At 55.8% G+C, this 12,939-nt stretch carries 9 protein-coding genes; 1 reads left to right on the top strand and 8 read right to left on the bottom strand.

What is annotated here, in order from left to right; translation table 11 throughout:
* Window positions 1–93 precede the first annotated feature (93 nt).
* Complete coding sequence (locus M0P74_09415; GenBank protein ID MCK9363798.1) at window positions 94–387, top strand: antibiotic biosynthesis monooxygenase; 294 nt, start codon at window positions 94–96, stop codon at window positions 385–387.
* 79 nt (window positions 388–466) lie between these two features.
* Here M0P74_09415 and M0P74_09410 read toward each other — a convergent pair whose 3' ends face one another.
* Genes M0P74_09410 through M0P74_09375 form a run of 8 tightly spaced genes read right to left on the bottom strand, consistent with a single transcriptional unit; the run spans window position 467 to window position 12,923 of the window.
* Window positions 467–3,718: a PAS domain S-box protein gene (locus tag M0P74_09410; protein ID MCK9363797.1), complete on the bottom strand. Its 3,252-nt coding sequence runs from the start codon at window positions 3,716–3,718 to the stop codon at window positions 467–469.
* Between the two features lie 41 nt (window positions 3,719–3,759).
* Entirely contained in the window at window positions 3,760–5,223 is a 1,464-nt protein-coding gene (locus M0P74_09405; protein ID MCK9363796.1) for a response regulator, read from the bottom strand.
* 8 nt (window positions 5,224–5,231) lie between these two features.
* Complete coding sequence (gene cheB, locus M0P74_09400; protein MCK9363795.1) at window positions 5,232–6,299, bottom strand: chemotaxis-specific protein-glutamate methyltransferase CheB; 1,068 nt, start codon at window positions 6,297–6,299, stop codon at window positions 5,232–5,234.
* Between the two features lie 22 nt (window positions 6,300–6,321).
* Window positions 6,322–8,613: a hybrid sensor histidine kinase/response regulator gene (locus M0P74_09395; GenBank protein ID MCK9363794.1), complete on the bottom strand. Its 2,292-nt coding sequence runs from the start codon at window positions 8,611–8,613 to the stop codon at window positions 6,322–6,324.
* Window positions 8,614–8,627: 14 nt separating this feature from the next.
* Complete coding sequence (locus M0P74_09390; GenBank protein MCK9363793.1) at window positions 8,628–10,259, bottom strand: methyl-accepting chemotaxis protein; 1,632 nt, start codon at window positions 10,257–10,259, stop codon at window positions 8,628–8,630.
* A 32-nt stretch (window positions 10,260–10,291) separates the two neighbouring features.
* Window positions 10,292–10,927, bottom strand: a complete 636-nt coding sequence (locus M0P74_09385) for a chemotaxis protein CheW (protein MCK9363792.1) — start codon at window positions 10,925–10,927, stop codon at window positions 10,292–10,294.
* Complete coding sequence (locus M0P74_09380; GenBank protein ID MCK9363791.1) at window positions 10,924–12,429, bottom strand: tetratricopeptide repeat protein; 1,506 nt, start codon at window positions 12,427–12,429, stop codon at window positions 10,924–10,926. Before M0P74_09380 ends, M0P74_09385 begins: the two co-directional genes overlap by 4 nt.
* Window positions 12,426–12,923 (bottom strand): chemotaxis protein CheW, encoded by a 498-nt coding sequence (locus M0P74_09375; GenBank protein ID MCK9363790.1) that lies wholly within the window; start codon window positions 12,921–12,923, stop codon window positions 12,426–12,428. The genes M0P74_09380 and M0P74_09375 overlap by 4 nt, the downstream gene beginning before the upstream one ends.
* Between the last annotated feature and the right edge of the window lie 16 nt (window positions 12,924–12,939).

Here is a 12,939-nt window from a genome sequence, read left to right as displayed (position 1 = left end):
CGTATTCCGGCTTCCGGCAAAATCATAATATGCTTGATTTCAGACATAATTTGAAGTTATCATCATTACAATTCAGATAAAAAGGAGAAAAAAATGATTACGTTGATCGCAAAGATGAAAATAAAAGAGGGAAAAATGGATGAGGCCGCTGAATTATTCAAGGAGCTCGTAAAAAAGGTTCGAGAAGAAAAGGGAACCGTAAGCTACGCCGTCTGCCGCAATGGCGCAGAACCGGATACCCTCACCATTTCTGAGCGATATCAGGACATGGAAGCAATCCAGGCACACTCATCTTCGTCTTATTTCAAGGAGTTTTCCCGAACGATCGCCCCGCTTCTGGACGGAAAGCCCGCGATATCACTGCTCGAAGAGATTGCATCTATATAGGAAGCGCGCCTCTTCAAATTATCTATTCCTCAGGTGTTGAGTGCCTCTATCTTAAAGGTTAGCTCAAAAACTGTTTTCATTAAAATTGATAACCGTTTTCCCTGAACAATTTCAGGCATGCATCCACCGCATCGCTATCGTAAAGAAGCCCCCGATTGTTCTCGATCTCCTTCAGGGCGGCATCGATGCCGAGAGCAGGACGGTAGGGACGGTGCGTTGCCATGGCTTCCACGACGTCGGCCACGGCGAGAATCCGCGCCTCTATAAGAATTTCATCCCCTTTGAGCCCCTGCGGATATCCGGAGCCGTTGATCCGTTCGTGGTGCTGGTAGGCAATCATTGCGACAGGATAAGGAAACGCTATTGGTTCCAGAATTCTGTAACCGACTTCGGCGTGAGTTTTTATCAGTTCGAGTTCGATATGGCTCAGTTGGGTCGGCTTGCTGAGAATTTCCGCCGGGACTTTCATTTTTCCGACATCGTGGATCATTCCTGCCATCCGGATGCCGCTGATCTGCTCTTCGGAAAGGTTCAGAACCTGAGCGATCGCCACGGACAAGTTGGCGACCCTCTCCTGGTGACCGGCGGTATAAGGATCTCTTTCTTCAACAATCATCGCCATCGCCCGGATGGTATCGTCGATGCCACGCTTCAACTTTCCAACGGTCTTGCTGATTTCTTCTTCAGCGCGGTGCTGTTCGGTGACGTCGTCAATGGTGAACACCACCTCGTTGATATTGCCCTTTTCATCATCGATCGGAGCGCTGTTGATGGAAAGATACACGCGTCGCCCTTCGGGGGAGTTAATGGCATGCCGTATCCCATAGACGGGATTGCCGGAGGAAATAACCATTGCAAAAGGCAGTTTCTCAATGGGGAAAGGATTTCCATCGAAGTCCGTGATCAGCCATTCGGGCGAGTTATAAGTGAGTTTGGTCATTTCATCCACGGATAGACCATATATTTCCTCGGCCCGCTTGTTGGCGAAGATTATCCGGCCGTCGCGATCGGCCACGGTGATTCCTGCCGGGCTGGTTCTCATAATGCGGTCCACCATGCTGCGCTCCCGGAGCAGCCATTCCTCGGCCTGTCTCCGTTCGGTGATGTCCCGGGCCACACAGATGACCGCCGCGGCCTTGCCGTCGCGAAGCAGGGGGGCAGCGCCTACCTCACAGAATTTCCGCGTTCCGTCTTTGGCTATGAACTCATAAACCTCTGCCGAGATTCTGTTGCCCGCCAACACGTAACGAATGTCGGAATAGGGTTCTTTTAGATGATCCGTCGCCAGAATGTTAAGCTCGCCAAACGGTTTGCCGATCAGTTCCTCCGGCCTGTACCCCATAATCCTCTCGACGGAAGGGGTGATATCGAGAATCCTCAGCTCCCGGTCAATCGAAAAAATCATGTCCGTCACGTTCTCGAAATGCGTGCGATACTTTTCTTCGCTTTCCCGGAGCGCCTCCACGGAACGTCTTCGGGCAATCGCGATGCCGATACTGGCGCCGATACCTTCGAGAAAACGGATCATGTCGGAGGTAAATAAATCCTTTCGCGTATCGCTCAACTGCAGAAGCCCGATGATCTCCTCGCCCGACCGCAGCGGAATCAGCGCCAGGGACTCGTACCCCTCTTCGTTACAGCGGTTTCTTATGCTGCCCTGATACTCCTTCTCGGATTTCTCGGCCAGATGTTTCGTCGTGCTGTTCGTCCAGAAGCTCCCGCCTTCCGTGAAATAGGGCCGGGCAGTATCCGTTTGGCCGCGCAGGATGTGACCGCACCTGCCGGCGAGAGATGGATTCCCTTTTGAATCACGGATGATTTCACCTGTGGCATCACGCGCGCAAAGATAATTCTCGGCTTCCAGGAAATGGTCGGGGAAACCGTTGGTCACATAGTAGGGGTAGTCTTCTCCTTCCCGCAGCCGTATCCCGATGGCCTCGACACCCGTGCTTTCCTTCAACAGGTGAAAGATGTCCTTGATGAGTTTTATGACGTTATTCGGGCGGTTCAGCATTTCGAGAATCTCTTTGGCCAGTTTCAGACGCAACTCCGAATTTTTGCGTTCGGTGACGTCTTCAAGGATACCCTCATGGTAAAACGGAACTTCTTTCTCGTCGCGGACGGCGTGTGCACTGACCGATATCCAGATCCGACTGCCGTTTTTACGATGAGCCTGGCACTCAAAATTTATTGCCTCTCCTTGTGTTGCCATGATCCGGGCAAATTCCGCGGCATCCTCGGGGTTCACGTAAATCTGACGGGCAATGTCCGTTACACTCGTCAAAATATCTTCCGGCGAGTCGTAGCCGAACATCTGGGCGAGAGCGGGATTGGCGGCAATGAAGCGCTCCCCGGGTAAACTCCGGAAAATCCCCTCGCGAGCTTTTTCGAAGATGGAACGGTACTCCTCTTCGGCCTTGCGGATCTGGATATACAGCGCCGTGTTTTCCAGTATGGGAGAAACGATGCTCACCAGAATGCTCAGCGCCTTTAACTGTCCTAACGTGAATTTGCGATGGCTCTTTGTGATATTGACATTCAGCACGCCCACCAGTTTGCTTTGTGACAGCATCGGCATGGAAACGGCCGTGTGAATGTCGTTGCGCGGCCTGATCGGCGCCATACGCGGATCACTGACTTCTCCCTTAAATACGACAGACTCGCGGTTGCGGGCTACCCAGCCGGCTATGCCGTGTTCGATCGGCGCATGCTCCCCCAGATTTTCCGTACGCCCACCGCGGACAACCGCCACGTAAAGCTCTTCGCCGCCCTTCGTCGGCAGCATGATGGATACCTCATCGGCACTGCACTGCTGAAGCGCGGTGTCGGCGATCTTATTGAGGATCGAATTCAGATCGGAGGAGAAGGAGATGGCCTTTCCCAGTTCGTGAATGGCTACGGTCTCCTTAAGTTGCATGTTTTCCAGCCGCAGATTGCGCACCTGCATGGCGCGGGAGAGCAGCGGCAGAAGGGTGTTGAGTTTGAACGGTTTCAGGATATAATCGAAGGCGCCGGTCTTCATAGCCTCCACGGCGGTCTGCACCGTGCCGTGTCCCGTCATGATAATGCCGATGAGATTGGGGTCGATATCGAGACCGGCCCGGATAAGCTCAATCCCGTCCATTACGGGCATCATCAGATCGGTCAACAGCAGATCGAATTCCTGCTCTTTTAGAACAGCCAGGGCTTCGGCGCCCGTCAGAAATCCCGCCGTTTCATATCCCTGATCGGTCAGCATCTCGCAAAGGGCGCTCATCAGTTCGGCTTCATCGTCCACGACAATGATGCGGCCTATGGTGTAATTGGAGTCTATTTGCGCGTTTTTTTTCATGATCTGTCTCTCCCGTTCATGTATGACGGCCTCGTCAATTATCATTCACCCTTGACACCCTTTGCATTGCTTCCATTGGAGAAAGGTAGGGCAATGCATACCCTTGTTCCCTTCCCGGGGATCCCCTCGCTCACGATATCAAACGTGCCTTGGTGTTCCTGCGCGACGCGCCGGCAAATGGCCAATCCCAGCCCCGTGCCTTTTCCTTCCGGTTTCGTGGTAAAAAATGCTTCCATTACCTTGGGTAAAATCTCCGGCGGTATCCCCACACCCGTGTCGGCAATCTCGATCACTACAGCGGGGCTCGGGGGCCGGGGCTCGGGGGCCGGCTCTACCCCTGACTCCTGACCCCTGATCCCCGACCCCTGAACATATACACGGACCGTAAGCGTTCCCCCCTGAGGCATGGCGTCGCCGGCATTGGTAAAGAGGTTCAGAAACAACTGTCGCAATTGCTGGCGGTCTGCGTGAATGAAGGGCACGTCGGGTGCAAACTCCCGGATAACTTTTATATTGTTCTTGCGGAAGTGGTACTCAATGAGCTCGAAGGTCTTTTCTATTTCTTCACGGACATCCATCGTAGAAATCTGCTGCTGACTCCGGCGGCTGAACTGGAGAAGGTTGGTTACGAGATTCCCCATCCGTTCAACTTCCTGCCCAACGATTTCCAGCTCCCGCCGGCGCGGATCGTCTTCGGGTGTCTTAGCCGTCAGGGATTCGATCCGGAGACTGATGGTAGCCAGGGGATTGTTCAACTCGTGGGCAATGCTGGAGGCCAGCTCTCCCACCGTCGCCAGCTTCGCCGCCTGCCATAACTGCTGCAGGACGGTATTGAGCTCCTCGTTCTTAGCCTGAAGTGCCGCCTCGGCCGACTTGCGCTCGGCAATTTCGCTGTGCAGGGTGGCAGTCCTCTTGTTGACGATTTCCTCGAGATCATCGTTGAGACTCTTCAGTTCATCCTGTGTTCTGATCAAATCGCGGTTCTTTGAGATCGCCGCTTCGTATATTGAAAGAAGGAGGTTGAGGATCTGCCGCCGGTGCGATGTGATTAAAAATTTTTCATCCATATAGAAAATATGAATGCCTTTTTGGTTTTCCTCTCGACCGTGCTTATTCTTGTCAAGAAGAAGGTGCTCAACGGTGGTGAGGAGGTGCTTTTCGTCGTAAGGCTTGGTGACGAATTGATCTGCGCCGCATTGCACTGCCTTGATGACATCCTGCGGATCCGAAAGGGAGGTAAGCAGGATGACCGGGGTGCTCCAGAGTCTTTCGTCTGCCTTGATATTACGGCAAAGTTCAAAACCGTCCATCTCGGGCATGATGATGTCGCTAATGACCAGATTCGGCATTTGATCGTTCAGGATCGCAAGCGCATCTCTGCCGTTCATGGCGTGAATGACCTGATGCCCCTGTTCCTCCAGGATATGTTTCAGCTTTTCCGCCTGTGTCGGACTGTCCTCGACGATCAGGATATTTATGGTGTTCTCTTTTTTGCCCACAATCATGGCTATCCTCACTCAAGCTTCGTTTTGGAATTTGACTGGGTCTCCGCAAGCGTTCCCAACAGCGTGATGATTTTATCCGGGGAAAGTATATAGGTATGCGCATTCAGGGCAACCGCTTCCCCAGGCATGCCGAAGATGATGGAACTCTCCTCATCCTGAACAATGGTGACGGCGCCCCTGTCTTTCATTTCCTTCAATTCCGCCGCCCCATCACGGCCCATACCGGTCAGCAGTACACCCACCGCTCGCGGACCCAGGGTTTGCGCGACGGAGCGAAAGAGATACGCAACCGAAGGTCGCAAACCATTCTCCGGCGCGTGATCGCTGAGAACAATGCGCGGGCCGTTTCCGATCCCTAAGTGAAAACCATCCGGGGCGATATACCCGTGTCCCGGCAGAGGATACTCGCCATGTAAAGCGATGTGCACCGGAAAGTGGGTGGTGCCGGAAAGCCATTCTACGAAACCATTGGCAAACCCTGCCGCAATGTGCTGAACCATGAGCACGGGGACAGGCAGGTTCCGGGGTAAACCGGAAAGAATCTGTTGCAGCACCGGCGGTCCCCCGGTGGAAGCGCCGATCGCAATTGCTTGAATTTGAACGTCTGTTTTCCGGACTTCCATTCTCTCCGTCGGTGGCGGCACTCTTCTTTTTACCGCAGGGTGGCGTTTCACAACCTTGATCTCGGACATCAGTTTTACCGTCCGGATCAGTTCTCCGGCGGCTGTTTCATGCTCCGGGTGGCCGATCCCCGGCGGGCGGAGAACCACTGCCAAAGCGCCGGCTTCCACGGCGCGGAATGTGGAGGCGAGTTCTTTGGCTCTGAGGCTTCCGGTCACGATGACGATCGGCGTCGGCGCTACTTCCATGATCGTTCGGGTCGCCTCAAAACCACCGACCTTGGGCATGTGGATGTCCATCGTAATGACATCGGGCCGCTTTTGTTTTACCGCTTCAAGGGCTTCTTCGCCGTTGTCGGCGACGCCCACCACCTGCATGGACGGATCGGAAGTGAGAATATGCGCCAGAAATTCCTGGATGACTTTCGAATCTTCAACAATGAGAACCTTGATCATGCCTGTCTCCATGGTGAAAGGGTTAAAGAAATCTGCGGATCACTTCCAGCAGATTGCTTTGATCGAAACTGCTCTTGACGATGTAGGCATTCGCGCCGACTTCGATGCCGCGCTCCCGGTCCTCGCGCGATTCGAGGGCGGTCACCAGCACCACCGGCAACTCGCTGAGTTGCTTGTCGGCGCGAATCTTGGCCGTGAGCTCAAAACCGCTCATCCGCGGCATATCCACATCCGACACCACTATGTCGAATTCGCCGCTGCGGACTTGCGTGAAGGCATCAACGCCGTCCACTGCCGTTGCCACCTGGTAGCCGGCCGTTTCCAGGATGTTCTTGATCAGCGTCCGCGAGGTGATCGAATCTTCCGCCACAAGAATGCTTCCCGTTCTCGCCGGCCCATTTTCGATCGCCGCCGCTCTGACCGTTCCCGCCGTTCGGACAGCCGATTTCATCAGGTCAGGGACGTTGAGTACGGGCACAACCTGGCCGGTTCCCAGGACGGTGGCGCCGGCTATGTTGCGCACACGCCTCAGTTGCTTGCCCAAACCCTTCACCAGGACCTGATGCTCGTCGAGAACCTCATCTACCAGAAAGGCAATGCGCTTATCCGCGGAAGTGAGGATCACAACGGGGATATGGCTTGCGGTCGCAGCAGAAATTACGGCCGATGAAGACCCGTTGTTTCGTACAGGCACATCCAAGGCGTCTCCCAGCCTGACCGCCGAGAGGATATGTCCGTCCACCTGAAGCGTCTCCCGGTTTTCTACGGTTTTGATCTCCCCCGGACCCACCCGCAGCACGCGCTCAACATTGATTGTCGGCAGAACGAACACCTGCTCACCCGCCCGCACCAATACCCCCCTGAACGTGGCAAGCGTCAGCGGCAGGATGAGGCGGACCGTCGTCCCGACATTGATGAGGCTGTCCACGGACACGGCCCCGCCGAGTTTCTCCGTCTTTTCGCGCACAATCGCCAGGCCCAGACCGCGCCCCGATATGTCTGTAATGATGGGGCTGGTGGTAATTCCCGATTGGTATATGAACGACAATATCGTCTGCGAATCGAGTTTGCCGGCCACCTCCGGCGAAACAATGCCGGCCTTGATCGCCGCCGCCCGAACCTGATCCGCGTCAATGCCCGTGCCGTCGTCGGAGACCAGAATCTCGACCTGGCGACCGTTTCTTGCGCCGAAGGAGAGCCTGATCGTTCCGCGCGGAGGTTTGTTCCGGCGCGCGCGTTCCTCGGGCTTTTGGATGCCGTGGTCCACGCAATTCCGCAGGAGGTGGATCAGCGGGTCTTTCAGTTCTTCGAGGATCCGCTTGTCAATCTCGATCTCCGCGCCGCGAATGACCAAGTCCACTTCCTTGCCCTGGTCGTGCGCCAGATCGCGGACCAGCTTGGGGAAAACCTCCACGAAGGACGTGATCGGAAGCATCAGGGTTTGCTTCATAGCCTCCAGGTGTACGTCCACCAACCGCGTGATTGCGCGATGATCCTGTTTCGCCGTCTCCGCTACGTCAGCAACCCGACTTTGAAGGGCGTTCAGGCGCGCCTCATGAAACCCCAGAAATTCGCTGAATGCCGGCGCGGCCATCGTGGGCTGCCGATCTTTCCACTTCGTTGATTCCGTCTTCCACGAGACAAGCTCCTGGCTGATCTCCTGCCATTCGATGCTCCGCTGACCGGCAGCCATATTGGCAAGAATCAGTTCCTCCGCCTGGAGGAGGAGCGAGTCCAACTTGGACGTGGGTATTCTCACGGTTTCGATCGAAACCGGCGTTTCCTTTGCCGATGGGATTTGCGGGGTTGTTTCCTCCTTGCGGGGAGGAGGATCCGGCACAACCTCGCTTGGTTGAGCTTCCGCAACAGACCCGGATTCCTCCGACTTTTCAGGCGGAGAGGCGCCCTGTGAAACCTTCATTAATTGCTGGATCAGTTCCCTGGCTCGCGCCCGGTCTGACAACGTTCGTTCCCCATCTGCGGCTGAGACGAGCTGCGCGACGTTATCAACCGCCTGGTGAAACAGATCACACAGCGCCGGCGACAAGACAATCTCCCGGCGTTTCAGCGCGACAAATGCGCCCTCCAGCGGTTGGCAGATGGATTCAATCTCCCTCAGGTTCACGGAACGGGCCGCGCCCTTGAGACTGTGCGCCTCACGGAACACGGTTTCGATAACTTCCATACCTCTCTTTGTCGTCGGCGTTTTCTCCAGTTCGATAAGACCGGAAGAGATCGCGCGGATATGTTCCTCGGCCTCAACCCGAAACGTTGCCCGGAGTCGCTTGAGAAATTCGCCGTCTTTTGTGTCCATCCCACTCACCCGCTTCAGATTTTATACTGTTCCACCAGCCGCTTCAGTTTCTGTCCCAACTCATGCAGGTTCTGCGCCGACACTTCCGCTTGCCTCATGCTGGCCGCAGTCTCCGCCCCGGCTTGATTGATGTTTTCCATGGCTGTCCCGATCTGATCCATCCCCACCACCTGCTGCTGACTGGACGCCACGATCTGGGTTGCCGCCTGCACCGCCTCCCCGGTGCTCTCCGCCAACGCCCGGATCGCTTCTCCTGACTGCGCCGACTGCTTTACCCCCGCATCCACGGCCTTGCTCCCCTGCTCCGTCGCCATCACCGCGGCGCTGGTTGCCTTCTGCACCTCGCTCAGGATGCTGCGCACCTGAGCAGTGGCCTGCTTGGACTGCTCCGCCAGGCTCTTGATCTCCTGCGCCACCACCGCAAATCCCTTACCCTGTTCTCCGGCCTTGGCGGCTTCAATGGCGGCGTTGACCGCGAGCAGGTTGGACTGGTCGGCAATGTCGGTTACGGAGGCGATGATGCCGCCGATGGATTGGCCTTGCTCGCTCAAGCGGACAATGGTCTGGGCGATGGACTCCATCTGGTCGCGGATATGGCGCATGACGGCGGCTGTTTCTTCGACGGCTTTCTGGCCGGTTTGAGTTACCTCGGCGACGCGCTGCGCATTGTCGGAGACATTTTTTGCCTTTTGCGAGGAGAGTTGCGCGGCTTGTCGGACCTCTTCCACCGTAGTCGTGGTCTCGCTGATGGCGGTAGCCGTTTCGGCGGTGCCGGAAGCAACCTGAGTGGTGGCTGCCAGAATCTCGCTCGCCGATGAACCGAGCAGGTTGACGGCTTCGGAAATATCTGCGGTTGAGCGGCGCAGATTCTCCACCATCTGCCGAAAGGCTTGGGCCAACGCACCTATCTCGTCTGTTCGCTGGTCTGCAGGAACGCTGACAGATAAATCGCCGGCTGCGATTTGCTGTGCAACTTTTGAGATGCCGATTAGCGGCCTGGCGATGGTGTGACTTAGGAACACGATCATCCCGCTGCCCAGGAGAAAAGCAACCAATCCAACAAACGCAAAGAGAATGACTGACTGCTTCGCTGTCTGCATGTCAGCCGCCATTCGTTCGTCTACCTCCTTGTCCTCCTTGTCTCCCAGTTCCTGGGCGAGAGATCGGATCTTGGCGATGTTTTCGCCCTGAACGCCAAATCCCAATTCTATCGCCTTTCCCATCTTTCCCTGGCGGATGAAGGCGATCTGTTCCTCCCGCGTTTGACGATACGCCGCCAAAGTATTCTTAATTTCCTTGAGCCGTTTCTGGCACTCGGGATCCGGATCGGTTTTTAGCAGTCTTTCGACAATCTCGTCGATTTGCTGGGCGCGCTCATGGATTAGCTGTTCATTTGTTTTCCACCTTGACTGGTCGGTGGTCACCATCATCTCCAATATCTGTCCATGCTGTAAGTTTATGTGGGCCCTTAGTTGACGGAGGTCGAGCGCCTTGGAATAATTGACTTCGTGCAGCTCTTTCTCAGATTGTGAGATTCCCGTGATGCTCAGGTAGGCCGTGAGGATCACGATCGCCAGCAGGAGCCACATCGCGCCAAAACCAAGAATGAGTTTCGCGCGGGTTGATAGATTAATGAACCATTTCATGGTAGATTCCTCCTTCGAAAAGATGAGATATTTTAATCCGCCTCCTGGTGCACGACGATCTTCTCGTCGCCCAGAATTTTTTTCACATCGAGGATGATCATCCGCCCGCCAACCACTCCCTTCAGATACCCTGCGCCGATCCCGGTGACGGTCGGGGGGACCGTCTGAACCGTTTCCAGCGGGATGGGGCGCGCATTGAGAACGTCGTCCGCCAGGATCCCGAATTCCATCCGATCGTTACGGATGATGATCACCTTGTTGAGCTGTCCCAGACCCTTTTCCGGGAGATTAAAGAATTTCTTGAGATCAATCACCGAAAGAATCTGTCCGCGCACGTTGACGATGCCGAGTACAAAGGGCGGCGTGCCGGGCAGCGGCATGAAATCTTTCAGCGGATAGACTTCGCGGACAAACGCGGACTCGATACCGTACGTTTCGGCCGCCAAGCTGAATTCGATGATGTCGAGGAATTCCCGGGCAGCACCGGCTTCCTCCGTTCCCCGCGCCAGGACTCGCGCCCGCGCTTTGAGTATGGCGCCCTTTTCCTTCGGGGTCGGCGCCGCCCCCCGCTCCAGCGACTCCCGCGCCTTCTCCACCTGCTGCAGGATTTCGCTCCAGTTTATGTTCGTACCTTCCTCCTGGGGAGTTGTAACTATATCCTTCTTCATGCCGATGCCCCTATCCGGATGGTGGCGTGGATGATTTCCCTGCACCTGCCCGCCGTCAGCCCCTCCAATTCGGGCAGGATATCCTCCGCCCGACACGCACTCAGGAGCGCAAGCACGTTCTCAAAACTCTTCTTCGCCGCTCGCGCATTACCCTGGCGCAGCATCAGATTGCCGATGGCGAAATGCGCCGGCACAAACTTCGGATCGAGATAGAGCGCGCGCTTGAGCGCAGCAATTGCTTCTCCGTGCTCATTTAGCTCTTGAAGAATGGCGGCGCGCAGATAATGCATCTCGGGATCGAGCTTGTCGGCAGCGATGGCTTCGTCACATGCCGACAATGCCTCTGCCAGTTTTCCCTGGTCGGCAAGCGCCCGGATCCTGAACGTAATATCAAACGTTGCCTCCTCGCCCTGCTGCTTGACCGGCGCAGCCATGTCACGGCCCTGCACGGATCGATCCAAGACCTCCGCGTATGCGGCCTGCTTGGGTGATGCGCTCTCGACCACCTGTATCCGTGTTTTTTCGCGCAATAGGGGCAGCCCCGCCGCCTTTCCAATCCCGGTCGCGGATTCTCCTGCCGGTTGAACCTTCTCTTTTGGAGAGGAAATCCCGTCAGGGCGAAAAACCTCAGACGGTCGAGATTTCCCGGTTTCCTTCCGATAGACAATCGCCCCAGGGAAATGTACCGACGCGAATTGAGGAAAGGTGAACTGGGAAAGTTCGCTGGCGCCGACCATCAGCCAACCGTCGTCCACAAGAGAGTTGTAAAGTCTCTGTCCGACCTGGACGGCGCGCTCCGGTGTAAAATACATCAGCACATTCCGGCAGAAGATGAGATCCATCGCGTTGGTGTTGTTCAGCGGCAAGGGATAGAGGTCTTCCACCAGATTCAGGTAGGTGAACGTAACCATCTTCCGGATCTCCGGGAGAATCTCAAACCGGCCATCCTCTTTGCGGTGAAAGCATTCTTCCTTGAGCCGCTTGGGCAAGCCGCGGAACGACCATTGGCCGTACACGCCGGCCGTCGCCCGGCGCAGAATTCCGGGGTTGATGTCCGTCGCCAGGATGGTGATCCGCCAATCTTCCGGGACAGGGAGCGCTCTACGCAGCGCAATCGCAATGGAGTACGGCTCCTCACCGCTCGCACAGCCCGCGCTCCAGATTCTCAGACGCCTCTCGCCCTTTTCCCGCACACGAATCAGTTCCGGCAGAATCTGTTTCTCAAGGGCCTCAAAGACCCGCGGCTCGCGCCAGAAGTAGGTTTCACTGATCGTGAGATGACTCGCCAGCATCTCGATTTCTTGCCTGCTCAGCGGGGTCGACATGAGCCTCTCGATAAAACCGCTCAGATCCTGGCAATCAAAATCCTTCATGGCCTGGGCCATTTTTTCCCGGAGTTCGTCCCAGCGGTTTTCCGGAAAATAGAGACCCATCTGTCTCTTCAGATGTTCACTGAGCCGGGCCAGCGTTTCGCGGGAGATCTCGGCAGGCATGGCTTTCATCCCTTTTTCCCCAAACCGGCGGATTCCCGGAGCGCGTCATCCAGCCGCTGCTCCTCATCCAGGGAGAGAAAAGTATCGAGGTCGTGTATGAGAATCATACCATCATCGATCTTTACAATGCCCTGCACAAACGCCATCCCGGAGACCACCTTTTCACCCTCCACGATCCGCTCTACCGGACAGGCCATGACGCCGGTCACATCATCCGCCAGCAGGGCGACGGTTCTTTTTACCGTTCGGGCAATGACGAGCTGATCGTTCAATTGCGTCTCGCGCTTTGGAAAACGGAAACGCTTTCGCACGTCGATAACCGGAATGATCCCGCCTTGAACATCGATGATCCCAAGTACGATATCCGGCGCCTTGGGGAGCAACGTGATCTCGACGATACGCACCACCCTCTCCACAGCAGAGAGCTTCAAGGCAAAACGGCTCTCATCAAGGATAAAAATGACCAGATCGACATCGCCTTTCATGACAGATACCTCTTGCATGTCCTATAAGGTCCCC

The sequence above is a fragment of the Syntrophales bacterium genome (assembly GCA_023229765.1).
Lineage (GTDB): Bacteria > Desulfobacterota > Syntrophia > Syntrophales > UBA5619 > DYTH01.
Note: the sequence above shows the minus strand (reverse complement) of the source record. Positions and strands in the feature narration are given on the sequence as shown.